At 37.1% G+C, this 23,312-nt stretch carries 28 protein-coding genes, 2 tRNA genes and 1 other RNA gene; 9 read left to right on the forward strand and 22 right to left on the reverse strand.

Going from position 1 to position 23,312, the window contains the following annotated elements; genetic code table 11:
• Positions 1–251: 251 nt before the first annotated feature.
• From AC5WOC_RS10675 to ffs, 6 genes are all read right to left on the reverse strand, one after another.
• On the reverse strand, positions 252–524 hold the full coding sequence (locus tag AC5WOC_RS10675; RefSeq protein ID WP_496055408.1) for a pro-sigmaK processing inhibitor BofA family protein: 273 nt from the start codon (positions 522–524) through the stop codon (positions 252–254).
• Between the two features lie 366 nt (positions 525–890).
• A complete protein-coding gene (recR, locus tag AC5WOC_RS10680) occupies positions 891–1,487 on the reverse strand; it encodes a recombination mediator RecR (protein WP_496055409.1) in 597 nt (198 codons plus the stop codon).
• Positions 1,488–1,501: 14 nt separating this feature from the next.
• Entirely contained in the window at positions 1,502–1,813 is a 312-nt protein-coding gene (locus AC5WOC_RS10685; RefSeq protein WP_496055833.1) for a YbaB/EbfC family nucleoid-associated protein, read from the reverse strand.
• Positions 1,814–1,831: 18 nt separating this feature from the next.
• Positions 1,832–3,424: a DNA polymerase III subunit gamma/tau gene (gene dnaX, locus AC5WOC_RS10690; RefSeq protein WP_496055410.1), complete on the reverse strand. Its 1,593-nt coding sequence runs from the start codon at positions 3,422–3,424 to the stop codon at positions 1,832–1,834.
• A gap of 80 nt (positions 3,425–3,504) precedes the next feature.
• Positions 3,505–4,659, reverse strand: a complete 1,155-nt coding sequence (locus AC5WOC_RS10695; protein WP_496055411.1) for an ATP-binding protein — start codon at positions 4,657–4,659, stop codon at positions 3,505–3,507.
• Positions 4,660–4,973: 314 nt separating this feature from the next.
• Positions 4,974–5,238: signal recognition particle sRNA large type (gene ffs, locus AC5WOC_RS10700), an RNA gene on the reverse strand.
• Between the two features lie 133 nt (positions 5,239–5,371).
• On the opposite strand from ffs, the gene AC5WOC_RS10705 reads away from it, so the two are divergent.
• From AC5WOC_RS10705 to AC5WOC_RS10715, 3 genes are read left to right on the forward strand one after another with little or no spacing between them, the layout of a single operon-like run.
• Positions 5,372–5,974 carry a winged helix-turn-helix domain-containing protein gene (locus AC5WOC_RS10705; protein WP_496055412.1) on the forward strand — a complete coding sequence of 201 codons (603 nt, stop codon included), beginning with the start codon at positions 5,372–5,374 and terminating at the stop codon, positions 5,972–5,974.
• Positions 5,971–6,204, forward strand: coding sequence for a hypothetical protein (locus AC5WOC_RS10710; protein WP_496055413.1), 234 nt, complete (start codon positions 5,971–5,973; stop codon positions 6,202–6,204). The genes AC5WOC_RS10705 and AC5WOC_RS10710 overlap by 4 nt, the downstream gene beginning before the upstream one ends.
• Positions 6,205–6,230: 26 nt before the next feature.
• Positions 6,231–6,821, forward strand: a complete 591-nt coding sequence (locus AC5WOC_RS10715; RefSeq protein WP_496055414.1) for an ATP-dependent Clp protease proteolytic subunit — start codon at positions 6,231–6,233, stop codon at positions 6,819–6,821.
• A gap of 482 nt (positions 6,822–7,303) precedes the next feature.
• On the opposite strand, the gene AC5WOC_RS10720 is transcribed toward AC5WOC_RS10715, so the two are convergent.
• Positions 7,304–7,393: transfer RNA gene (locus AC5WOC_RS10720), tRNA-Ser, on the reverse strand.
• 171 nt (positions 7,394–7,564) lie between these two features.
• Here AC5WOC_RS10720 and AC5WOC_RS10725 point away from each other — a divergent pair.
• Positions 7,565–7,900 carry a hypothetical protein gene (locus tag AC5WOC_RS10725; RefSeq protein ID WP_496055415.1) on the forward strand — a complete coding sequence of 112 codons (336 nt, stop codon included), beginning with the start codon at positions 7,565–7,567 and terminating at the stop codon, positions 7,898–7,900.
• Positions 7,901–7,971: 71 nt separating this feature from the next.
• Here the strand turns inward: AC5WOC_RS10725 and tadA are convergent, their stop codons facing one another.
• The 8 genes from tadA to asnB form a co-directional block, all read right to left on the reverse strand.
• Entirely contained in the window at positions 7,972–8,454 is a 483-nt protein-coding gene (tadA, locus tag AC5WOC_RS10730; RefSeq protein ID WP_496055416.1) for a tRNA adenosine(34) deaminase TadA, read from the reverse strand.
• Positions 8,455–8,464: 10 nt separating this feature from the next.
• Positions 8,465–8,881: a Fur family transcriptional regulator gene (locus AC5WOC_RS10735; RefSeq protein WP_496055417.1), complete on the reverse strand. Its 417-nt coding sequence runs from the start codon at positions 8,879–8,881 to the stop codon at positions 8,465–8,467.
• 2 nt (positions 8,882–8,883) lie between these two features.
• The gene (locus AC5WOC_RS10740) at positions 8,884–9,750 is read right to left on the reverse strand and encodes a metal ABC transporter permease (protein ID WP_496055418.1); all 867 of its coding nucleotides are present in this window, start codon (positions 9,748–9,750) and stop codon (positions 8,884–8,886) included.
• A 14-nt stretch (positions 9,751–9,764) separates the two neighbouring features.
• Positions 9,765–10,520 carry a metal ABC transporter ATP-binding protein gene (locus AC5WOC_RS10745; RefSeq protein ID WP_496055419.1) on the reverse strand — a complete coding sequence of 252 codons (756 nt, stop codon included), beginning with the start codon at positions 10,518–10,520 and terminating at the stop codon, positions 9,765–9,767.
• Positions 10,513–11,412, reverse strand: coding sequence for a metal ABC transporter substrate-binding protein (locus AC5WOC_RS10750; RefSeq protein ID WP_496055420.1), 900 nt, complete (start codon positions 11,410–11,412; stop codon positions 10,513–10,515). Before AC5WOC_RS10750 ends, AC5WOC_RS10745 begins: the two co-directional genes overlap by 8 nt.
• A 179-nt stretch (positions 11,413–11,591) precedes the next feature.
• Positions 11,592–11,667: transfer RNA gene (locus tag AC5WOC_RS10755), tRNA-Arg, on the reverse strand.
• 594 nt (positions 11,668–12,261) lie between these two features.
• Entirely contained in the window at positions 12,262–13,752 is a 1,491-nt protein-coding gene (gene gltX, locus AC5WOC_RS10760; RefSeq protein ID WP_496055421.1) for a glutamate--tRNA ligase, read from the reverse strand.
• A gap of 110 nt (positions 13,753–13,862) precedes the next feature.
• Positions 13,863–15,707, reverse strand: a complete 1,845-nt coding sequence (gene asnB / locus AC5WOC_RS10765; RefSeq protein ID WP_496055422.1) for an asparagine synthase (glutamine-hydrolyzing) — start codon at positions 15,705–15,707, stop codon at positions 13,863–13,865.
• A gap of 216 nt (positions 15,708–15,923) precedes the next feature.
• Here asnB and AC5WOC_RS10770 point away from each other — a divergent pair, with 216 nt between their 5' ends.
• Positions 15,924–16,238, forward strand: a complete 315-nt coding sequence (locus AC5WOC_RS10770; RefSeq protein WP_496055423.1) for a DUF3817 domain-containing protein — start codon at positions 15,924–15,926, stop codon at positions 16,236–16,238.
• A 118-nt stretch (positions 16,239–16,356) separates the two neighbouring features.
• Positions 16,357–16,602 (forward strand): hypothetical protein, encoded by a 246-nt coding sequence (locus AC5WOC_RS10775; protein WP_496055424.1) that lies wholly within the window; start codon positions 16,357–16,359, stop codon positions 16,600–16,602.
• A gap of 184 nt (positions 16,603–16,786) precedes the next feature.
• Here AC5WOC_RS10775 and AC5WOC_RS10780 read toward each other — a convergent pair whose 3' ends face one another.
• From AC5WOC_RS10780 to AC5WOC_RS10800, 5 genes are all read right to left on the reverse strand, one after another.
• The gene (locus tag AC5WOC_RS10780; RefSeq protein WP_496055425.1) at positions 16,787–17,023 is read right to left on the reverse strand and encodes a hypothetical protein; all 237 of its coding nucleotides are present in this window, start codon (positions 17,021–17,023) and stop codon (positions 16,787–16,789) included.
• 235 nt (positions 17,024–17,258) lie between these two features.
• A complete protein-coding gene (locus AC5WOC_RS10785; RefSeq protein ID WP_496055426.1) occupies positions 17,259–17,891 on the reverse strand; it encodes a response regulator in 633 nt (210 codons plus the stop codon).
• Complete coding sequence (locus AC5WOC_RS10790) at positions 17,888–18,934, reverse strand: sensor histidine kinase (RefSeq protein WP_496055427.1); 1,047 nt, start codon at positions 18,932–18,934, stop codon at positions 17,888–17,890. The genes AC5WOC_RS10785 and AC5WOC_RS10790 overlap by 4 nt, the downstream gene beginning before the upstream one ends.
• On the reverse strand, positions 18,935–19,627 hold the full coding sequence (liaF, locus tag AC5WOC_RS10795; RefSeq protein WP_496055428.1) for a cell wall-active antibiotics response protein LiaF: 693 nt from the start codon (positions 19,625–19,627) through the stop codon (positions 18,935–18,937).
• An 11-nt stretch (positions 19,628–19,638) separates the two neighbouring features.
• Entirely contained in the window at positions 19,639–20,514 is an 876-nt protein-coding gene (locus AC5WOC_RS10800; protein WP_496055429.1) for a DUF4097 family beta strand repeat-containing protein, read from the reverse strand.
• 247 nt (positions 20,515–20,761) lie between these two features.
• Here AC5WOC_RS10800 and AC5WOC_RS10805 point away from each other — a divergent pair, with 247 nt between their 5' ends.
• From AC5WOC_RS10805 to AC5WOC_RS10815, 3 genes are all read left to right on the forward strand, one after another.
• Positions 20,762–20,908, forward strand: coding sequence for a hypothetical protein (locus tag AC5WOC_RS10805; RefSeq protein WP_496055834.1), 147 nt, complete (start codon positions 20,762–20,764; stop codon positions 20,906–20,908).
• Positions 20,909–21,026: 118 nt separating this feature from the next.
• Positions 21,027–21,374 (forward strand): fluoride efflux transporter CrcB, encoded by a 348-nt coding sequence (crcB, locus tag AC5WOC_RS10810; protein ID WP_496055430.1) that lies wholly within the window; start codon positions 21,027–21,029, stop codon positions 21,372–21,374.
• Between the two features lie 81 nt (positions 21,375–21,455).
• Positions 21,456–21,590 carry a hypothetical protein gene (locus tag AC5WOC_RS10815; protein ID WP_496055431.1) on the forward strand — a complete coding sequence of 45 codons (135 nt, stop codon included), beginning with the start codon at positions 21,456–21,458 and terminating at the stop codon, positions 21,588–21,590.
• Between the two features lie 65 nt (positions 21,591–21,655).
• Here the strand turns inward: AC5WOC_RS10815 and AC5WOC_RS10820 are convergent, their stop codons facing one another.
• Positions 21,656–22,309, reverse strand: a complete 654-nt coding sequence (locus tag AC5WOC_RS10820) for a DUF2306 domain-containing protein (protein WP_496055432.1) — start codon at positions 22,307–22,309, stop codon at positions 21,656–21,658.
• 21 nt (positions 22,310–22,330) lie between these two features.
• Complete coding sequence (locus tag AC5WOC_RS10825; protein ID WP_496055433.1) at positions 22,331–23,110, reverse strand: TrmB family transcriptional regulator; 780 nt, start codon at positions 23,108–23,110, stop codon at positions 22,331–22,333.
• Between the last annotated feature and the right edge of the window lie 202 nt (positions 23,111–23,312).

Here is a 23,312-nt window from a genome sequence, read left to right on the forward strand (position 1 = left end):
CAAGCTTGAAAGCTCATTTTGCTATCGCTAGCTTTTTTAAAAAATTAACAGGTTTGTGATCTCACTCTTCAGTTTTCAAGGAACAACTTTGTTTTTTGTGTCTGTCCGCTACTGTCGCGGCGACAAGAAATAATATAACATGCTCCATTATAATAAGTCAACACTTTTTTTAAATTTATTCTTCCCTGTTCTTTGATAGATTACTCCGACAATGGAAAATCCCGCTTCTCGATTGAAACGGGACGTTTCGTCTACGGCAAAACAAGCAGTTTTACTGCAATGAGATATAGAATCCCTGGGATACGTAACAAGCCTAACACTGTTGCTGTCATTACGTTAATAGGTAATTCAAAATGAAAAGATTGTCCAATATAATTGATTAAAAAAATAATCAAACTCCCGATAGCAGAATAGAGAAGCCCTTGCCAAATCCATACCATTGGTTTCTTCACTGAACGAGTGATTATCATAAACAATACCACTCCACCAACACCTGCAAACACCCACCATTTTATATCTAACACTTACCCATCCCTCATCCCGATAATCACTTTACTCTATCTTATGGGACAAGAATCAAATTCATTACATCAAAAATGAAAAGAACCAGTAGTACCACTACCTCCAAGAAGTTGTAGTGACTGCATGGACTGGCATCCGCTAAGTCATCCAGATACCAAAAAACCTCAGGACCCTATTAAACATTGACTCTTCCCATCCAATCCAAGTGTAAGTCCACATGACACTGAATACTATCTTCACCTTGTTGATGAAAACCTATCTTACTCTCAGTACATTCACCTTTGATCTGAGAGCCTCTGCTCCCTATGCAAATCACTAGTTTATATTGTTTTAAAACAAAAAAGCAGGGATATCCCCTGCTAATACCACTATACTTCTCTTCTTCCTTCTAATGCTTTTGTTAATGTGACTTCATCCGCATATTCCAAATCTCCGCCAACCGGCAGACCATGTGCAATTCGTGTAACTTTTATCCCAAATGGTTTTACAAGGCGAGACAAATACATAGCAGTTGCCTCTCCTTCCATATTTGGATTGGTCGCTAATATCAATTCTTTTACTTTTTCATCTGATAAACGTTCTAACAATGAGGGGATTTTCAACTGTTCGGGGCCAATACCTTCAATCGGAGATATGGCTCCTCCGAGTACATGGTACAGGCCATTGAATTCTTTCGTACGTTCCATCGCTATTAAATCCTTTGTCTCTTGTATCACACAAATGACGGACGTATCTCTGCTTTTATCTTGGCAAATATCACATATATCCTGATCAGAAATATTTTGACAGACAGTACACACCTTTAGATCTCTTTTTACTTGAATCAGTGCCTGAGCGAATTCAGCAACATCTTCATCATCCATTTTGAGAATGGTAAATGCTAGTCGTTGTGCTGTTTTAGCCCCAATACCTGGCAAACGTTGAAACCCTTCTATGAGGTTAACAATAGGTTCAGGCAAATACAATGTTATTCACCATCCTAAAAAAGTCCAGGAATATTCAATCCGCCAGTCAATTTTCCTAAATCTTTGGATGCAACGTCATCCACTTGTTTTTGCGCTTCATTAAATGCTGCGATAATGAGATCTTGCAGCATCTCTACATCATCTGGATCTACTACTTCAGGCTGAATTGTCAGTGTAACTAATTGTTTTTTTCCATTAACAACTACTTTTACAACGCCCCCGCCAGCTGTTCCTTCGAATTCTTTTGCTTCTAATTCCTGCTGAGCTTTCATCAGTTGATCTTGCATTTTTTTCATTTGTTTCATCATTTGATTCATTTGTTTCATATCCATAATCCTCTCCAGTTATTTTTCTACAGAAACTAACTCTTCACCAAAAATATCAATCGCTTTTTTTACTATATCATCCGTCGACTCTGGTTTCGAGGTCGTGATGGAGATTTCATCTTTGCCTCGTTGTCCTTCCCATTCTTCCTTTGTAAATGCTTTAATTTCGTAGGAATTATGTAAAAACTTTTCTAATTCTTTTTCAATCAGCTGTTTATTTTCCGGTTTTAATACCGTATCGCGGTGAAATGCACCAATGAGCGCGATCGAAATTATATTGCCAGTTGTTTCTACAATTTCCCCGTCTGCTAACCATGCATATAAAGTAACCCGCTGTTGTTTGATTGATTGTAAAACAGATGGCCATATTTGATTAACAGCAGAATTTACATCTGTCTGTTTATTATTCGACGGTGTAGTAGATGAATGATTTTCGACTGCTTGTTTTGGCGCTTTTTTTCCGCCATCACTTTTTTGCGGAGCAGATGGTTTTAATGTCTGTGGTCTAACTTCAGGTATAGATGTTTGTGTATTTTGCTGAAATCTGTTATCACTTGTTTGTTGAAAAATAAACAATTCGAGTAATATCTGAGGATGATTTACCCATTTTAGTTGCTGTTGAATAAGGATAAGCTGATCTATCCAGCTCATTAATTCTTCTATTTCAAACAAAGACGCTTTACTTTTTACTGCATCTGAAATACTTGCTCTTTCTACAGATGTTTTTGTCAGCAAACTGTCTCTTATTACTAACAAAAGATCTTGCACAACTTGATCCATTTCAATTCCATACACCATAAATTCTTCTATTTGCTTTAACGCTGATGTTCGATCTTTGTGATGGAGATGTTCCAACAAAGCAAGTAAGGAGTGCTCTGATACCCCTCCGATAATAGAAAGTACTACTTCTTCTGTCAAACCTTCCTCGGAAAATGAGATGGCTTGATCTAACAGACTCAGTGCATCGCGGAGCCCGCCATCTGCAACTCGAGCAATTTGTTCCAATGCTGTTTCTTCTGCTGTAACGCCTTCTTGTTCCACTACATGTTTTAACCTATCTACTACTCGTTGATGGGGAATTCTACGAAATGGAAAACGTTGGCATCTGGAAATAATAGTGGCAGGTAATTTATGAGGTTCGGTTGTCGCCAATATAAAAATAACATGGGCAGGAGGCTCTTCTAGCGTTTTCAATAGTGCATTAAAAGCTTCCGTTGTTAACATATGGACTTCATCGATAATATATACTTTGTAGCGAACCTCTGTTGGAGAATACTTGACTTTGTCACGCAGATCACGAATTTCGTCTACACCACGATTGGATGCAGCATCAATTTCAATTACATCTAGTAATGATCCTTCTGTAATAGCCTTACAAGCCTCACATTCATTACACGGTTCCGCAGCGGGGCCATGAACACAGTTTACTGCTTTAGCAAATATCTTAGCTGCACTAGTTTTCCCTGTACCTCTTGGACCACTAAACAAATAAGCATGTGAAATTTGCCTACTTGTTAGAGCGTTTGCTAATGTTGTGGTAACATGCTCTTGACCCACTAAATCGCGGAAATGTTGCGGTCTCCAAACACGATACAATGCTCGATAGGACATAGGGAACACCATCCTATTATTTTAAAGTCAATACCAATCATACTACATAATGCAAAAGGTTTTCAAAAAAACAACCCATCTCATGAAGAGCGGGTTGCAAGTGGTAAATAAATATGGAAAGTCGTTCCATCATCATTTGAATTCACTTCCATCTTACCATTTAGTTCTCTCAAGATCTGTTTACATATTGGTAAACCTAAACCTGTCCCATTTTCTTTTGTAGTATAAAATGGATCGAAAACTTTTTCCATCATACATTTTGGTATCCCCGGACCTTGATCTGCTATTTTGACAACAGCATAAGTGTCTTCATCATCCAGTCCTATCGAGATGGTTAACAGTCCGTCTTCTTCCATTGCCTCTATTGCGTTTTTACATAAATTTAAAAATACCTGTTTAATCAATTCACTATCTGCATCAACTACAAGCGGGACCGCTACCGCTTCATAAAATTGCACCTCAATATTATGTAACGTCGCTTCCCCTTGTACAATTGGCAACATATCTTCAATTACATCTTGTAAAGAAATAGTTGTTGTACTCCGAGAGACCAATCTTGGTTTGCTCAATAAAAGAAATTCACTGACTAGACTGTTTATTCGATTTAATTCCTTTAACATGATATCAATATAAGCCTGCTCTTTTTGTTGGCCTATTTCTTTTAATTTATGACCGATCACTTGTAAAAATCCACGAATGGAAGTCAATGGATTTCTTATTTCATGTGCCGTGCCTGCTGCTATTTGTCCGATTGTGGCTAGTCGATTACTCAGCTGTGCTTGTTTAGCTAAAAAATCGACCTCTGTTTTATTTTCCATCATGAAGAAATCACCGGAAAAACCGGATTCTTTATTATTTATTCGTCTCTTCCGAATCAGAAAAAGATGTCTACCTTCAGCAGTTTCCCATTCTAGTTCCATTTCATTTTGCTGTGGATGTGTATTGGTAAGGAAAGAAATAAAAGTATTGTAGTTTATTTGAGAGGGATCGAGTTGTGAAATGACGTAGTCAATGGGACGATATAAAACTTCATCACGTTCTAAACCGAGAAATCGACAGGAAATACTATTCAATTCTACAAGAGAGCCCTGATGATCGATTAACCAAATACCAATCTGCATCTGAGTAAATAAATCAGTTATATGCTCATAGTGCGGAAATGGATAGGAATCCATCATTGAATAAGCAGGATGATCATCTGACCTCCTCACTACACTAGCGTCTAAATGGAGCATTGATTCCACCACACTATCACTTTCCTTGAAACCATACGAACAACCACCAGTCCAGAAAAGAAATTATTTATCACTATTGATAGATGGATCATGACAGAGGATTTTTCTACTAGTTAATTTCTCTATTTTTCCTATACTTCCTTCTTTTTTGTATATTTTTCCCAATAAAAAAGAGAAACAAGTATAGTTTATTTTGCTAATGACATCATTTTCGATGAAAAGAAATTATTGTGTGAACAACTTTATTACTACTGCTAAAGAAAATAAGAAAAGGAAGGCCAGTATCTGGCCTTCCTTTTCTTAAAATATGTAAGCCGGCACCTATCTTTGACTTATCTGTCCAAGCGGTAACTTCCCTTTCAGCTCAAATCAGGCAACCCTACGGCACACGAGTGATCTTCCTTAGTGCTGCTTCCGTCAGGACCTGACACGGTTCAGAAGTACTCGTTGCGTAGGACCCAATCGTCAACACTGTCCAGCAAGACCAGTCCTTACACAGAATAAGCCTCAGATAGGAATTCAACCCCGCTAAGGCGGATTGCGAGTTACAGGGCACCGCCACCTCCCCATCTAGCACGGCAAAATTCATCATACCATAATTCGAGATAAACAACAACATGGAACAAATTGCATATCATTTATTGACAAATTAATTTTTATGTAATAAATTATTTTTACGTAGAAGATATATTGTAAAGAAGGTGATCAAAAATTGAAGCAATCGATCCAAGAAACTTATTTGGTTGAATCACCTGAGCAAGCCTCTGCATTAATCAATCCATTACGTGCTGAAATAGTGGCTCATTTAAAAGAACCAAGCTCTGCAACCGAAGTTGCAAAGAAAATGAGCGAAACACCACAACGAGTGAATTATCATCTGAAGACATTAGTAAAAGTAGGACTTGTCATAAAAGTAGGAACTCGACAAGTCAGAAATTTGGTAGAAGTACTATACCAAAGCATCGCTCGTACATTTCTACTAGCAGAATCACTTTCCATCGGAAAAGAGACCATTCAAAAAATAAAAGACCAAGGTTCCTTACTACACCTTATCCATACTTCCGAAAGAATAAAAAAAGATGCGCTGCATTTAATGGAGCGTTCAGATGAAAACGAAACAATACCAAGCGCTTCACTCCAAATGCGAGTAAACCTTGCAAATGAATCCGTTAGAGAACAATTTGTTGAAGATTATGTCATGTTAGTTGAAAAATTAGTTAAGAAATATCAAACCAAACCAGCACAACTTCATCCTTATCAAGTTTTATTGTCCGTTTATCCTGATCCAGATCATGGGAGTGATGATACAAAATGAATAAAAAACAAGTTTCTTCTGAGAAAGTCAACTCTACTATTGTATGGCAAACAACTGCCAAATCGAATACAGCTGGAAATGTAGTTAAATTTCCAGTAAAACTTCAAGAAGCTGTCTACCAGGAATTAGTCATTCAAACAGAAGCTGAATCAGTAAAACTAAAAGTCATTTCTTCTGGATTTGGCAGAACACAAAACTATTCTTCTGCCTTTATGCAACTTGCTGCATAAACAAGCAAAAGGGAGGGTGAGAAAACATGCAAATTCCTTATATTATTGAGCAGACGAAGTATGGAGAAAGAACTTATGACATTTACTCCCGAATGCTAAAAGATCGAATTGTTTTTATCGGGTCAGCAATTGATGATCAAATAGCAAATGCCGTTATTGCTCAATTACTTTTTTTAGCTGCTGAAGATGAGGAAAAAGACATTCAGATGTTTATCAATTCACCAGGCGGTTCTGTAACTGCTGGACTTGCTATTTATGATACGATGCAATATATCAAACCTGATGTTTCGACCATCGCAGTTGGGTTTGCCGCATCAATGGGTGCAACCATTTTAATCGGCGGAGCAAAAGGGAAACGCATGGCACTGCCAAACACAGAAATTTTGATTCATCAACCTTGGGTTCAACAAATACAAGGTCAAGCAACAGATATTGAAATTCGGGCGAAAAATATGATGAAAACAAGAAATACATTAAACAAAATTTATGCGGAAAGATGCGGAAAGACGATCGAGGAAATTGAACGAGACACTGATCGGGATAATTATCTGGATACGGAACAAGCACTTGCATATGGGATCATCGATAAAGTGATCGAACAAAAAGCAATTGCATAACAAAAAGCGGCTTACACATAGCCGCTTTTTTTGTGCGCAAAAAATGTCTGCACTATCTTAATAAGAGAAGTATAGATATTTATAACTGCATTAACTACAATAAAATTAGGTTTACAAGAAAGGAATAGACATGCATTACAAAATAAAGCAGTTGCAAGAGGCAAAGACAAGTGAGCAATAATTTAACTTTTTGAAAATCTCCTGATCAGCACAAGTTCGCTATAAAAAATCTACTGAAAAACCCAGCACTATGTCATTGCACTACAAGGGGCAGAGGTACATTTTCACAGTGTTCCACAACATGAATCAGAGTCATGTTGCGAAAATAACTGGAGCGCAACGGAGCAAACAAACACAGAACTGGGAATAAATAAAAGAGGAGCTATCCCCCTAGCAACTGATACCTTTCATGTACCTTTTTGATTTATTAATTTGATCTAAAAATCCCCCTTTTTCATCGAAAAGGGGGGCAAAGGTTTATATGGCAGAGAGGGTGGGATTCGAACCCACGGTAGCTTTGAAACTACACTGGATTTCGAGGCCAGCTCCTTCGACCACTCGGACACCTCTCCATAAAATTTATGTTGTTTATAAATCAATAGGCTTTAAAGCAAGTATATTATACTATTGTCTATAGATTTGTCAAGATGTCGCCAATAGCTACTTGCTCTTAGCTATGTCAACAGCTACTATAAAAATAAGGATGAAACAGCATTCATCCACAAATCACTTAGGAGAAAACATTGACCCAGAAACAGCAGTTTGAGGAACAGATGAACACAGCGATCGAAACACTGAAGAGAGTAAAGTTTAAGGACAACTATGACTCAGGTATTGAGTATGCGATACTTGAAGTTCATGATGAGTTCAAGAAAGCTTTTAGAAAAATCACCCCTATTCCACCTGTCATCGCCAAAGATATAAAAGAAGCGATGGGTATCCTCTTTGCTCTTGGAGTCCTTCATCTGCGCAATGAGCTGCCGATTTATGGACACTATTCGATGGGAGAGCGTCCCCAGAGTGATCTTGCAAAGTTGATCGAACGATTTGAAAAGATCAAGGATTCACTCCTCACATAGTCTACTAGGTGATTGTGGGGTGTTGCGTAGTTTTTCACCAGCATCCCACCCTAACTATTGAGATTAGGATATTATGATAACGTTTTTTTAGTTCTTTTTTTCTGTTCCCGTAACTCTCGAAAAAAAGAAGTCAGCATGGTACTGCAAGTTTCCTGTAAAATCCCTGATACAACTATTGTTTGATGATTGAATCGCTCGTCTTGTAAAAGGTTATACAAACTGCCAACACAACCAGCCTTTGGATCTGTTGTAGCATACACCAGAGTAGGAATGCGTGATTGTAAGATCGCTCCTGCACACATCGGACATGGTTCTAATGTTACATATAGAACACAGTCCTCCAATCTCCATGTTCCAAGACGTTCAGCGGCTTCCCGAATAGCAATTATTTCTGCATGGGAAAGTGGATCTTGATTTGTTTCACGCAAGTTATACCCTCTGCCTATGACTTCGTCCTGATAAACGATAATTGCGCCAATTGGCACCTCTTTCAATAAAGCAGCTTTCTTTGCTTCTTCGATCGCCAGGAGCATATAATCTTCATGATTTAGCATATATTCACTCCTAGCTTTTCATGCAATCTCCACAATTCCCATAAATCTCAAATTTATGTCCTGTGATTTCAAAGTTCTTTGGTTCACCTAAAATAGCATTCATCGGACAAAGATCGATTGCGGTTGTTTTTCCACATGTCGTACAGATCAAATGATGATGATGGGAATTCGAATTGCACGCTAAACGGTACTTTTTTTCTCCAGACCACTCCGTTACTTCTAATATTCCATATTGTTCGAACAAGGAGAGGTTACGATATACCGTATCAAAACTGAGTCCTGGGTAATCTTTTTGCATGTATTCCAACATTTCTTTTGCACTTAAATATCGACCTTCTCGTTCAAAAATATGAACCATTTGTTCACGTTTTCCAGTGTATTTATAGCCTTTTTTCTTTAAAACTTGTAAGGCTGTTATTGTATCCATTATCATTCGCCTCGCACATTTGCTTTCCTATATTGTATCACAGAAAATAATCGTTTACCGCCGATTACACATAACAACAAAGCAATAGAGACTAGGACAATCGCCCCTCCTGATGCAATATCTAAAGTATAAGCCAACAGTAGACCAAACATTATAGAAACTTCTGCTAAAACAACAGATAAAATAGCGGTTTTACGAAAACTAAGGGACAGCTGCATACTTGTAGCAACGGGCAATGTCATCAGTGCAGATACGAGCAATATCCCAACTACTCTTATTGCAACAGAAATGACCATCGCCACTAAGATAATAAACACAAGATGCAAAAATCTACCGCGAATTCCAGTCAGCATCGCATGCTCTTCATCAAACGCAAGAGCAAATAGTTCTTTGAAAAATACAAGTAAAAAACCGATTACGAATATAGCAACCATACCAATAAGCCATAGATCTTGAACTTGGATAGCCAAAATATTCCCAAACAATAAACTCGAAATATCCGTGCCGAATCCATTTCCTAAACCAATCAAGACAACTCCTACAGCAATTCCACCAGACAAAAGAATAGGGATAGCCAATTCTTGGTAGGAACGATAAAATTGCCTGATCCGCTCCATGAATACAGAACCAACTACAGCAAAACTCATGCCCGCAAAAAGGGGGCTAATCCCCGCAAATATTGGGAAATTTTTTTGCAAGAGCAGACCAGCTGCTACTCCTGATAACGTAATATGTGATAATGCTTCCGCTATTAAGGATAAACGACGAACTACCAAAAAGATTCCTACAAGAGGTGAAACCAATCCGATAATCACCCCAGCAATGAGTGCGTGTTGCAGGAAAGCATACTGAATAAAATCATGAAACAAGTTCTTCTCCCCTCTCAATGCTGATGATTCATAATTTGAACATCATAATGATACGATTTTGATAATAGAGCATTTTCCTGCCGGGCAAACTCTGATCTTTCCCCATGAAAGAATAATGTTTTATTCAAACAAGCTACTTCATCAACTAAAGTAGAAACAGCCCCAATATCGTGAGTAACCATAATCAATGTAAGACCCTGTCTTTGATGTAATTGATGCAATAAATCATAAAATTGCTTAGTCGATTCTTGATCAATCCCAACGGTTGGTTCATCGAGAATGAGCAATTTTGGATTACTAATCAGTGCTCTGGCGATAAATACTCGCTGTTGCTGTCCTCCTGATAGTCTGCCTATGCTCCTATCTTTTAGATTCCTTACGCCAACTTGATCTAACACTTGTTCTACTAGTTCGAAATCCTTTTTATTATATCTGCGGAGAATTCCTTTTTTCGATGCAAGGCCGGCCGCCACTACTTCTTTTACTGTAGCAGGGAAATCCCGTTGAAAACTATTTGATTTTTGTGAGACATAGCCAATATTATATTTCTTTTTTTGATTTCGAATAGAAGTTCCAAAAATGGATACTTTTCCGAATTGCGGGTGCAGCACACCCAGTGCAATTTTTAACAGAGTAGACTTACCTGATCCATTGGGACCTACAATTCCTAAAAAAGTCCCTTCCCTAACAGATAAAGATACATTTTCTAAAACAGATTGCTGCTCATAAGAATAAGATACATTTTCCAGTTTCAAAACTACATTACTCATTTTTACCAGCACCTAGAGCTTTCTTGAGATTGGATAAATTTGCTCTCATCACAGAGAAATAATCTTCTTTTTTTGCTAATTCTTGATTTGACAACCCTTCTAATGGATTTAACACCTCTGCTTGAGCATGAATTTCGTTTTTGACTGTATTGGCTAATTTATTATTAACAAGTGTTTCGAAAAAAACGACTTTCACTTGATGTTTACGCAGTAAATCTACTAATTTGCTCACTTCTTTCGGGCTTGGTTCATCTTCCGGACTCAATCCAGAAATTGCAATTTGATTGAGGTTATACTGCTTCGCCAAATAGTAAAAAGCAGCATGCGCTGTTACAAAATCATGTTTAGGCGTTTTACGAAGGCTTTCATATTCCTTTTCTAAAGCAAGAAACTGACTATTAAGCTTTTGATAATTCGCAGTAAATTCTTTTTTGTGGGTCGGATCAATCTTCACCATCGATTCATAGATTGTTTTTGCTTGTTGATGTGCTAAATATGGATCTAACCAAATATGTGGATCTTCACTAGTTGGATCTACTTTATGTAGTTTCAACTTTGCAGACGTATTAACAACAAGCGTTTGCGATTGATCTATATTTGGAATGGTTTGATTAACCCATGCTTCCAAGCCGGCACCATTGTATAGAAATAAGTCAGCTTGACTCAGTTTGATCATGTCTTTTGGTGACGGTTCAAAATCATGAGGTTCTGTTCCAGGAGGCACGATATTGATCACATCTACATTTGAACCACCGATTTTTTGCGCAAAATCTTGGAGCGGATACAAAGAAACAACAATTTGGGCTTTCGATGAATGGGACTCATTTCCGCATCCAACCAAAAATAATAACAAACAACTAATACCAAGAAGCGTAATTATTCTTTTTTTCATCTCCATCCTCCAAGCAATATACTTATTATTTCCTATCTAAATACAATTATAACGACAAGCCTTGATATTGTAAATCGTAAATATTACGTTTTATGATTTTAATAAATATATTCCTTATCAGTATAAAACCAAAAAAAAGAGCAGCTTGAGCTGCAACTAATGATGTACTCTTCCAATTGTGGCGCACCCGAGAGGACTCGAACCTCCGACACATCGTTTAGGAAACGATTGCTCTATCCGCTGAGCTACGGGCGCATAATCGTAACTTTTATTATACATTGGATTGACAAAGAAAAAAAGAGGAGCTTTTCCCTTTTTCACGGCATATCAAATTATGATGTCACTGCAAAGTAATTCGAAGATTTATGATTTATTAACCAGATTCTTATCAACAAATCGTCAAAAGTCTTGCTGTGATATATGTAACAAACTATTATTAACTTGTATCCTAAAATACTCTAGGGTCGTATCATGCCAATTTCAAGGATGAACTTCTTCGTAAAATCAATAGGCATATTGACACTGAACAAATGCATTTCAATCGTATCTATCTCCCTGATCGAGAAGTTAGTGAACTGCATGGGAATGAAATGATTTTTTATCAAGTTATTAAAGATCTAATTGAAACATCTGTTCCCTGACAAGGAATTCCTCACGCCAAAAAGATGTACAAACTTTTCTCAAAGGCCGTGTTAAAAACAAGAAAGAATCTCAGAATCCGTTGGAGAATGAAACTGCTGAATATTTGAGGAACCTCAAGCAGGAGAACGGATGTAATGCGATTAGTGCATTACACCCGCCGTATTTAAAAAACCGCTCCCAAAAAAAAAGCTCCCGCAGGAGCTTCTCTTATGACACCACTTGCTTTAATACATGATCAATGCGAGCCAGCACTTTTTCTTTCCCTAGTAAATATAAGGTCTGATTGAGGTCTGGTCCATGAATTTGACCAGTAGCTGTCGCGCGAATAGGCATAAACAGTTGTTTCCCTTTAAAGCCTGTCTCTTTTTGTACAGCTTTTAATGTCTTCTTGATTTCAGCAGGACTATAATCAGCAAGCTGTTCTATCTTTTCAGCAAATGCGGATAAAACTGTTGAAACTTGTTCTTGCCTTAAGACTTCACTAGCTTCTTCTTCATATACAGCATCTTCTATCGTAAATAGTTTAATCAGAGGGACAATATCTCCAAGTGTGGCCATGGCAGTTTGGAATAAAGCTACTAATTCACGAGTTCGGTCTTTTGCTTGTTCTCCATCCAACTCATTCTGTTGCAAATATGCCTGATAATCAGCATCATTATCCAAATACGGTTTAGTAAGCTCGATTAACTTATCCAAATCCATCGCTTTAATATATTGACTATTGACCCAGCTCAGTTTTTCTTGGTTAAAAATAGCTCCAGCTTTGTTAATCCGATCAAGAGAGAACAGCTCAACTAACTTTTCAAGCGAAAAGATTTCTTCCTCATTGTACTCTCCACCTGGTGACCAGCCGAGCAAAGCCAAATAATTATTCACAGCTTCCGGCAAATAGCCAAGATCATGATACTGCTCAATGAATTGCAAAATGGTTTCATCACGCTTGGACAATTTTTTGCCGTTTTCATTTAAAATCAAAGGAATATGAGCAAATTCAGGGATCTTATAACCAATTGCCTCAAATAGCAAAACATGTTTTGGGGTATTTGATAAATGCTCTTCTCCTCGAATAACATGTGTTATTTCCATCAATGAATCATCAATTGTCACTGCAAAATGATAAGTGGGAATGCCATCTGATTTACATATAACGAAATCTTCGATATCCGTTCTTTGGAAGCTCATATCTCCACGAATGTGATCATGGAATGATATTTCATCATCACCTGAAACCGCAAAGCGAATGGTATAAGGCAGACCTGATTCTATTTTTGCTTGCCGTTCTGCAGAAGTAAGATGGCGGCACTTGCCTGAGTATCGAGGTGTTTTTCCTGTTTGCTGTGCTAATTCTCGTTCTGCTTCTAATTCTTCTTTTGTACAAAAGCATGGATATGCTTTCTGTTCAGAAAGGAGTTTGTCCAAAAAAGGCTGATAACTATCCAGTCTTTCCATACTTCTATAGGGTCCGTATTCTCCTCCTACATCCGGGCCTTCATCCCAATCTAATCCAAGCCAACGAAAAGCGCGAATCAATTTTTCTTCGGCGTCATCTTTATTCCGTGCAGTATCTGTATCCTCAATTCTTAGTATGTACGTACCACCTGTTTTTTTAGCAAATAAATAATTAAATAATGCGGTCCGCGCCCCACCAATATGCAAATGTCCAGTAGGACTAGGCGCAAAACGGACTCTTACAGTCATCTTGAAACCCCTGCTTTCTGCTCTATGAGTGCTAAAAGTATACCATTTTCATTTGGATAGTTCCAATCTACTAAAAATATCCCCTCTGTTGAAGGGGATAATATAATTATTTATTTAATGGAGACTCTATATTCCTTGAACCATTCATTCAATTGATACCAATAGGCTAAAAGTGCTGGGACATTCATTAATTGACCAAACCAAGGAATATGCCTGCTTTTCAGATCCGTTTCTAAAAATTGTTTTACTTTACTCCTGTCAAGCAACTGAAAAATTGGTGCATTTGCATTCGTCAATAATTCTTTTATCTTCTGTATTCCAAAAGTCAAATATCCAGGATGATGGGTTTTGGGATATGGACTCTTTTTGCGTTCCATCACTTCTTGCGGAAGTAAATGGGAAACAGCTTGACGAAGCAGTCCTTTTTCTCGATTTCCAATAAATTTTATGGACCATGGTACATTCCAAACATACTCAACCAATCGATGATCACAGAAGGGAACACGTACTTCTAGACCTGCTGCCATACTCATCCGATCTTTTCGATCCAACAACGTCGGCATCCAACGTGTTAAGCTTAAGTAAAAAATTTCCCTCATTCTCGCATCTTTTGCACTTTCTTCTTGTAAACGCGGGACTTCTGATAGGGCTTCTTGGTAGCGATTATCGATATAATCAAGTGGTTTTATGTGTTCTACAAGTTCATTTTTTAAAAATGGAATCCGTAAATTCGTTAATCTTGCCCATGGGAATGTATCCGCATTCACTAATTCATCGCGATGAAACCAAGGATAACCGCCAAATACTTCATCTGCACACTCACCAGAGAGTACAACAGTCAAATCTTTTTTTATTGCTTTGGAAAATAGATACAACGAAGCATCCACATCTGTCATTCCTGGTAAATCCCTAGCACGCATGGCATGTATAAGCGATTCATATAATTCCTCATTGTCCAACATCACATTTGTATGATGGGATCCAATATGATCTGTCATCACTTTTACCCATGGTGCATCCGGATTTGGCTGAAATTCATTTTGTTTAAAATATTTATCATTATCTATATAATCTACAGAAAAGGTTTGCAGTGTACCACGGTTTTCTTGTTCAAAATACTTAGCAGCATACGCAGAGAGTGCGCTAGAATCTAAGCCGCCCGAAAGCATTGTTCCAATTGGCACATCAGAGACAAGCTGTCGTCCTACTGCATCTTGGAAAAGCTCTCTTACCTTTGCGATAGTTGTTGGTACATCATCTTGATGGAAGTCGCTAACCAGTTCCCAATAGGGGCGGATCGTCAATCCTTCTCGATTAAACCGAAGCCAATGTCCCGGTTTTAACTCATGAATATTGCGAAATACACCAACACCAGGTGTACGGGACGGCCCCATTACCAACAATTCATTTAGTCCTTGATCATCGATTTCCCGTGGCACATCCGGATGAGCTACTATCGATTTTAACTCTGATGCAAACAAAAAAGAGTTTCCTATCTTTGTATAAAAAAGTGGCTTTACGCCAATACGGTCCCTTGCAATAAACAATTCTTCTTTGGATTCATCCCAAATAGCAAATGCAAAAATACCATTTAGTTCTTTTGGAGCACCTTCACGCCAAGCTGAAAACGCAGCAGGCAGCAACTCGGTATCACATTTCGTAGCGAAATTATATCCTTTTATATCTAATTGATCTCGTAATTCATTCATGTTATACAACTCACCATTGTATACCACCACATATTTTCGATCTCCGATTTGTTTCACCATCGGTTGAGTCCCATTAGCTGGATCGATGATAGACAGTCGACGATGTCCAAGCGCTACATGCTCTGCAATCCATGTACCAGTTGCATCCGGTCCCCGATGTTCTTGCTGAATATTCATTGCATCCAATATTTCTTTTTGTTTGCTTATATCTTCCTCGAAATTCACCCACCCCGTTAATCCGCACATCTACGTCCCCACCTTTCGCAATAGGCAACTGTCTATACAGACTATGACAAAAAAACGGATTGGTGACCAACACTTTTAAAAAGACTGCGGTTTACCACTTCAATATTGTAATTTGTCTTCTTTCGTAACTTTTTGTGTTTTTCTTTCAAACGTTTTTTATTGTGTTACGATCCAAGTGAAGACATCTCAAACTGGTTACGATCGGAGTAGATCACAATGCTAAAAACAGCTCTTGGAAGATTTCGCATAACTGGGTTACTGGAAGGTATTTCTTATCTTTTGCTGCTAGGTTTCGCTATGCCGCTCAAATATTTAGCTGATATTCCAATAGCAGTGACAATTGTTGGGTCCATCCATGGTGTATTATTTATTCTCTATCTCGTTACACTCGCGAATGTTTATTTTGCAGATAAGTGGAAATTCAGCCAAGGTTTTTTCGCTTTCCTCGCTTCCATCATTCCATTTGGAACTTTTTATTTGGATGCAAAAATAAGAAAAAATGAAAAACCAATGGCTGTACTAAAACATTGACAATGTAAACAACCCAGCAAATTCCAAGGATATGTTGGGTTTCTATTTTAAAATTTTCTTAAAAGCAGGATTATTTTATGATACAATTTTATTCGCAGTCACAAGAAAGGTTGCTTCCATGACTAGTATCTCATCATTGACTGATGATCTCTACACCATCAAAAATATATCGAGCGGGCCGTATCATCACCGTAAGACCGGGGAACATCTAGCTCCGCCATATGACCCAGATGAGATTGCTTATATAGAAAATGGAGAGGTGCGTAATCTTCCAAAAGAGGAGAAAAATGTTTTCCTCGTTGTTGATCCTGTCGTATATGAGAAACTTAAACGTCAGCGAACTGATTTGGTAAACAATCCGTAAAACCAAAGAATGACTGTAAAAAATAGACGCCACTGACAACCAGCAGTGAGCGTCTAAAAATATTTTTTCTTCTTGAGATATTAAACATCCCCATCTAGTAATTGATAAAATAGTCCCACAATACGAAAAAAGCGCTATTCTTTTACAGGATTGGAATCGGAAAGATTCTGAAAACCGAAGTGACTCAATGCCTTCTTCTTCTGATAAATTTTGCAGCAACATAAACTAAAACAATGAAAGCAAGAAAAAAATATACAATTATACCAGTAATTCCACTATCCCCATCGATGTCATTGCCATGAGAAATACTAGAAGTATGATGGGAGTGATGATGTGATGCAGCATAGCTGTGTTCTGTTTGAAACAAAAATAGAACAAAGACAAGAGTTAAGGAGAGCAACAAGGATGTAATTCGTATCAATAATAAACCTCCCATTAAATAGAATATAACTATTCTACATGAATAAAGGAAAATAAAAAGCCATAAGAACATCATTATATAGAAATTTCTATTCAAATAGATCCATGCAAAGATATCAAACAAGAACGGTTGAATTTCCATTTGTAGCTTGATAATGAACAATGGCTCCTTCTTTTATCCCAAGTAAAAAGGCTTATCTCTTTTTTAGAAATAAACCTAAAGTGATTTCTTCCATTTATTTCACCAAATTATTGCGGTATGCATAAATGGCTGCTTGTGTTCGATCATCTAATTCTAATTTTGATAAAAGATTGGTAATATGCGTTTTTACTGTTTTTACAGTAATAAATAATTTATCAGCTATTTCTTGATTGGTATTGCCGTCTGCAATCAACTGTAACACTTCCATCTCGCGAGCAGTCAGTGATTCATGCGGTTTTTCTTTATCCGATCCACGCATTTTAGAAATCACTTTATTAGTCACTTGAGGCTCTAAAACCGATTCCCCTTTGGCGGCACTCCGAATTGCAGCCGCGATTTTGTCAGCTCGAGATGTTTTCAGAAGATAACTGAGAGCACCTGCTTCTAGAGCAGGGTACACTTTATCATCATCAAGAAAACTAGTGAGAACAATGATTTTCGGTTTTTTCACTACTTTTACTATCTCTCTGGTCGCTGTTATACCATCCATTCCTTCCATCAATAAATCCATCAATATCACATCAGGCTGGGTTTCCATCGCAAGCTGAACTCCTGCTTTTCCATCTGAGGCTTCTCCTACTATTTCGATATCTGCCTGTGTAGTAAGATAAGCAGATAAACCCATGCGCACCATCTCATGATCATCGATTAGTATTACTCTTATCATTTTTTTCCTCCTTGCTGCAAGATGGGGACTTTTACATTGATTTGAGTACCTTTGCCAGGAAGTGATAAGACTTCTCCTATCCCTCCAATTTCATTTGCACGTTCAGCAATCGATTTAAGCCCATAGCTGGACATCTTCATTTTCGATTCATCAAATCCAATACCATCATCAATAATTTTCAAATGCAGATATTTTCCACGAATAACTAAACGAATATGAACTTTCGTCGCTTTGGAGTGACGCAATACATTTGATAGAGCCTCTTGAACAATTCGAAACAAATGATCTTCAATTCCACGCGCTAATTCGGGCATTTCTTCCAATTCCCAAGATACGAACAAGGACTGTTTATCTTGTAATTCTAACAACAATTCTTCCAGACCTTGCTTTAAATTCTTTCCTTCTAGGGTAACAGGCCGTAAATGCATCAATAATGCACGCATTTCTTGTTGGGATTCACCTGCTAACTTTTCAATAAAGCCTACTTGTTTTGCAACTTCACTTGTATTTTCTAAATTACTTGCAGATATAGCAGAAGACATCATCGATATCGCAAATAATTGCTGGCTGATCGTATCGTGTAACTCTCTTGCCAAACGTCCTCTTTCCTCTGTTATCACTTCTTGTTTCATTTCTGTCTGCCACTCGGATCGCTCAGTAATTAGTTTTTGCAAAGACGCAGCTTGTGCTTCAACTCGTTCCGCTACTTGATTCATTCTTGAAGTAATCTTTCCTATCTCATCATCTTTTGTCAGAGGAATTCGATAGGAAAAATTTCCCCTTTCCCACTGGATTAAAGATTCTTTTATTGGCGAAAATCGATGGTTTATTTTATTACCATATAAAAAGCCTATTACCCACGCCACAAATAATACCCCGATGATAGGGGCAATTGTCCATCCAAGCGCAAACAGAATAACGAGATGCAAATGATAATGCAGAAGAATGGTTGCAACCATCACAACCAACACTGCTAATGCAAGAAAAAAAGAGTACCATGCAACATTCCAATTTGTAGTATCAAAACGCTTGTTTTGTTTCATTTAAAGATACCTCACCTGAATATCTGCTATTAAAAATGAAATAGATATCTTTACTTTTCGATTTGCTTCTTCATATGTTTGGGAAGATACCTGTACTTGATTGCGAATACCATGCTGTTTTTTTTCTAGAACATCACATTCTCCTAATGTAGTCGAAGCTGCGATCGATACATCTAGGTCTGCCGGGAGATACAAACTTACCTTCCCTGCTATACCATTCAAAATAATATTAGTTTCCCCTTCAGGAATAATGGCTCTAGACAAATCGATGTATATATTTTGTATTTCATTTGTCGCATGAATATCATATAGCTCATACTGTAAATCACCCAGACGGAGCTTTCGGATGAAAGATTGATTTTGAATGGCAAATGTTTTATCCCAATTCAAGTTATGATGGCCCTTATCATCCGGTACTTCTTTGGATAATTTATTATTTTTCGACCACAACAGTTTGTATCCAACATAAAAGAGAAGCAGTGAGAATAGTAATGCCCACAATTTAACGTCAATCATCGCAAGAGCACCAATAGTGAGAAAAAAGACAGCAATTCGGCGATAATAAAACCACCAGCATACCATGCCTGCAAGTATCAAGATGACAGGACTGACGAGTAGATCGTTTAGGCCTAGTGCAGTGAAAAGCAATAGAAATGCTACAACAAAAAATATAATTCCGCCTGTCCGACGCATGAAATCACCACCTAATCATGAATGATCAAATCACCACTCATTATTTCTGAATTAATTTTGTATTTTCCACTTCCTGCTGTTCCAGTTATTTTGGAAGCACTTGTTTTTTTATTTTTTAATGGATAATCGACATTCATTTTCCCGGACTGCACTTCCGCATTCAAAGCAAAGGATGCCGCGTCGGGAAGATACATGCTGATATTCCCAGATAACATTTCGGTTTTTAAATTCCCTACTAGTTTATCTATTTGCATACGTATATTACCACTAGTCGATGATATGTGTAAGGGACCAGTGTAATGGCTTATATTGATATTTCCTGAAAAAGTATTAATTAATGATTGTTTGGATTCAACCCGATCTACAATCACATCTGTTGATGTTCCATCGTATACCAAATTGTTCACAATCACATTTTTTAAGTAAGCTGAACCATCTACAATTTCGGCTTTCAAATCTTCAATGTTCCATTTTAACCCTTGGTCAGTACCAATTTGTACTACTCGAGAAGTCGCATTCACATCTAATCGAACTACTTGTTTTCGAGGGACATAGACTAGTAGTTTTAGTTCGTTTGTATTAGAAAAAGAATACCATTTTGGAGATAAATCAATTTTCAAATCATGATGTTCTCTATTCATCGTAAAATTTACGTTGTTTAAATCTCTCCCAGTAACAACAACACTTACTTTTTCATCGTCTGTTGGTAAAATAGTAACATTCTCGCTTGTTATATTCATTTCAATCAAATCCCCATCGTCTATGGCAATCTGATTTTTTAAATTTGTCGTATGAGGTACAAAAAAATTAAATGGACTCCACCAAATAGCATGAGCAAATAACATAATTCCTAAAATAACAAGGATAATTCCTGCTATTTTTTTCATAAAAAGCCTCTCCCTATTCAAACTGTAACTACAGCATACACAAAGACTGTGAAAAGTGACAGAAACAATAGAAGGAAATAAATCTAAGACTAGAGTCGTATATGTAATCCACAATAAAAAGGGAACAGTAATTGATTTATATTTTTATAGGGATTTTGGAAATAATCGGCTCCTTGCTTCAGTATGAAAAACGAGTTGTTTATTCCTTCAACTTATTATAATGGTTTTCCTGTTAGTACATTAAGTAATTAATCTCGCAGCATGTTTATTCTTATGTTGGTTCTTCACTTTGCTCACTCGTTATCCTAACTTCCCCATTTGGGCTAGTGGTGCGATTAGCACTGGATTTATTGGAGCATTTACTACTTTTTCAACCTTTCAAGTGACCTCATAAAGCTTGTTGAAACAAACAAATGGTTATATGCTTCTCTTTATTTTGTATTGAGCATAGCAGGAGGGTATCTATTTACCTTTCTCGGTTATCGATTTGTTCAAAAAGGTGGGAGCGAAAGGTGATTTATATAGCTCTTGGAGGGGCTTTAGGGGCTGTATGCCGGTATCTGATCAGTAGAATATTAAACAGGACAGCAAACTCTTTTCCATATGGCACTTTTTTTATCAACATGATAGGGACGCTGTTACTAGGGGGATTAGTTGGAATTCATGCAAATGAAACTTGGATGTTATTGCTTGGTGTCGGCTTTTGTGGTGCTTTCACCACATTTTCTACTTTAAATTGGGAACTATTTCAACTGCATCAACAAAAACAGCAGGGTATTTTTTTTATCTATGGTTTACTGACCTATTTGGCAGGAGTTTTATTTAGCATTACTGGATATTTCATTGGAAAGGCTCTGTGATTCTTAAATAACTCATCACAACTTCCATAAAAAATCATAAAATAAATTAGCGATATATACAGATAAAGGAGGACAAATCCTATGTTCATTCAACGTCAGCGAAGAAAATGGGACTTTGTTGCTCGGGTTACAGCACTTTGGGGCTCGGCTTTGTTTTTTATTAGTTCTGTTATTCTTTTTATCTTATTCATGTCAGAAAGAAGAAGTTTTGTTTAAAAGCCAGCAGATTTTCGGCTGGCTTTTATCCTTAATAACAAGTAATGAAATACCATAAAGACGAATCAAATCGCTGATACTGGTTGTCGCTTTTTCTTTCTATTTAAAATAAACCACTCTACTACGATTACATGCAGTCCAATTGCAAGCCAGACTCCTGTCTCCAATAAACCATCAAAAACAGCTGGAGTAGCTGCTACATCACTGGAAACATCACGCAATAAGCAATATACAGGTACTAATAGCTGTGCTAAAATTCTTGCACTAATCGCAACAACTGTAAGAGCATAGTTACGGATCATCCATTGCTGGTGTTCCTGTACTCTTTTTTTCCGAATAGTAACATAAGCCATCCAAGCAGAATACAACCAACAAATATTTAGAAATATGAAACCAAGCTCTCTTGTAAATGTTTCTGTATATAAAGCAACGCCAAAACCAGTAATCCCGCCAGCTAAAATACCAATGAGATATATTCGCCCAAGTACCCGATGCAACTTTACCTTTTTTACCCGTATATTTTTGGAAAACTGAAACGGCCCGATCGCCATTGCTAGAGCTGCAAAAAAGATATGCACGATTAACAATGGATATTGAACATCAATGGAAGTAATTACTACGCGACTTTGACTATCGTCCAATAATACATAAGGTTGAATAAAAAAGACAGTTAAAGCAAGTATCGCCAGTATTGCCAATGATCCCAGCACTTTTTTCATATGATCATCCCTCTGTAAATTCTATGGTGTGAAAAATTTCTTTGCTTCTTCGTCTATCCAATTTTCAAATCCATTTTGTTCTTTCATTAATCGATTAACTAAAATGTCATGCCAAATATAATCTTCCAACAAGTAGGCATGTGTTGGATCATTTGTATAAAAAGCTTTTGCATCATGATGACTGGTGTGACCATAGAAAATTTCTTCTCCATCAATAGATAAAATAAACCAGTTGTATTCTTTTCTCTCCTCCAAAAAGGAAGTTTGCCGATGTATAGTCAGCTCTGGAATTACTTTTTCTTTTCCAAATATAATCCCCTTTATCTTGCATGTATCCGATTTATCCAGTAAAAGTTCAGCTAATTGATCATACATAGAATCCCAAAGCGAAACGATAATCCTTTGCTTCGCTTTTGAAATTAGATCTTTCGCAAATAATAGAACCTTCTCTTCTCCTGATATGGAAGTAACATAAAATTCCTTTTTAGGTAGATCATTTTCGATTTTATTTAATTCGCTTTCTACATAAGAATAGGAATCTTTCCAAAAATCGTTAATTGATCGGAGAAATACATCTACCGGTAAGGAAGTATATTGAACGTCTCCATTTATTTCTTCTTTTAAAATCATTCCCTTAGTTACGAGATTCTCTAATACTTCATATATTCTTGACCTTGGAATTCCAGAATCTTTGCTAATCCCGTAACCATTTGATGTTCCAAGCCGTAATAAAGCAATATAAGTTTTTGCCTCGTATTGTGTTAATCCAAACTGAACTAGGTTTTTTATTAATTCCTCCACGAATAACCTTCTCCCTCACCCATTGTAGTAACTACTATAGTAGTTACTACATTTGATAGTTACTATTATAGTAGTTACTAAAAGAAATCGCAACATATTCCGATGTATTTATTAAAAATAAAATAATCTATCTATTTTGTTGATCTAATAATATTTATCTGGATTTTAATTCGTGAAAAGTATTGTTCAAATAAAAAAATAA

It is taken from the genome of Shimazuella sp. NTD247 (assembly GCF_059510415.1).

What these genes read in the sequence shown, in the direction of transcription:
- AC5WOC_RS10685 (WP_496055833.1), bottom strand. Translation starts at nt 1,813, where the DNA reads ATGAAACAAATGAATCAAATGATGAAACAAATGAAAAAAATGCAAGAT.
- dnaX (WP_496055410.1), bottom strand. Translation starts at nt 3,424, where the DNA reads ATGTCCTATCGAGCATTGTATCGTGTTTGGAGACCGCAACATTTCCGC.
- AC5WOC_RS10695 (WP_496055411.1), bottom strand. Translation starts at nt 4,659, where the DNA reads ATGCTCCATTTAGACGCTAGTGTAGTGAGGAGGTCAGATGATCATCCT.
- AC5WOC_RS10710 (WP_496055413.1), top strand. Translation starts at nt 5,971, where the DNA reads ATGAATAAAAAACAAGTTTCTTCTGAGAAAGTCAACTCTACTATTGTA.
- AC5WOC_RS10715 (WP_496055414.1), top strand. Translation starts at nt 6,231, where the DNA reads ATGCAAATTCCTTATATTATTGAGCAGACGAAGTATGGAGAAAGAACT.
- tadA (WP_496055416.1), bottom strand. Translation starts at nt 8,454, where the DNA reads ATGCTAAATCATGAAGATTATATGCTCCTGGCGATCGAAGAAGCAAAG.
- AC5WOC_RS10735 (WP_496055417.1), bottom strand. Translation starts at nt 8,881, where the DNA reads ATGGATACAATAACAGCCTTACAAGTTTTAAAGAAAAAAGGCTATAAA.
- AC5WOC_RS10745 (WP_496055419.1), bottom strand. Translation starts at nt 10,520, where the DNA reads ATGAGTAATGTAGTTTTGAAACTGGAAAATGTATCTTATTCTTATGAG.
- AC5WOC_RS10750 (WP_496055420.1), bottom strand. Translation starts at nt 11,412, where the DNA reads ATGAAAAAAAGAATAATTACGCTTCTTGGTATTAGTTGTTTGTTATTA.
- gltX (WP_496055421.1), bottom strand. Translation starts at nt 13,752, where the DNA reads ATGACTGTAAGAGTCCGTTTTGCGCCTAGTCCTACTGGACATTTGCAT.
- asnB (WP_496055422.1), bottom strand. Translation starts at nt 15,707, where the DNA reads ATGTGCGGATTAACGGGGTGGGTGAATTTCGAGGAAGATATAAGCAAA.
- AC5WOC_RS10770 (WP_496055423.1), top strand. Translation starts at nt 15,924, where the DNA reads ATGCTAAAAACAGCTCTTGGAAGATTTCGCATAACTGGGTTACTGGAA.
- AC5WOC_RS10775 (WP_496055424.1), top strand. Translation starts at nt 16,357, where the DNA reads ATGACTAGTATCTCATCATTGACTGATGATCTCTACACCATCAAAAAT.
- AC5WOC_RS10785 (WP_496055426.1), bottom strand. Translation starts at nt 17,891, where the DNA reads ATGATAAGAGTAATACTAATCGATGATCATGAGATGGTGCGCATGGGT.
- AC5WOC_RS10790 (WP_496055427.1), bottom strand. Translation starts at nt 18,934, where the DNA reads ATGAAACAAAACAAGCGTTTTGATACTACAAATTGGAATGTTGCATGG.
- liaF (WP_496055428.1), bottom strand. Translation starts at nt 19,627, where the DNA reads ATGCGTCGGACAGGCGGAATTATATTTTTTGTTGTAGCATTTCTATTG.
- AC5WOC_RS10800 (WP_496055429.1), bottom strand. Translation starts at nt 20,514, where the DNA reads ATGAAAAAAATAGCAGGAATTATCCTTGTTATTTTAGGAATTATGTTA.
- AC5WOC_RS10815 (WP_496055431.1), top strand. Translation starts at nt 21,456, where the DNA reads ATGTTCATTCAACGTCAGCGAAGAAAATGGGACTTTGTTGCTCGGGTT.
- AC5WOC_RS10820 (WP_496055432.1), bottom strand. Translation starts at nt 22,309, where the DNA reads ATGAAAAAAGTGCTGGGATCATTGGCAATACTGGCGATACTTGCTTTA.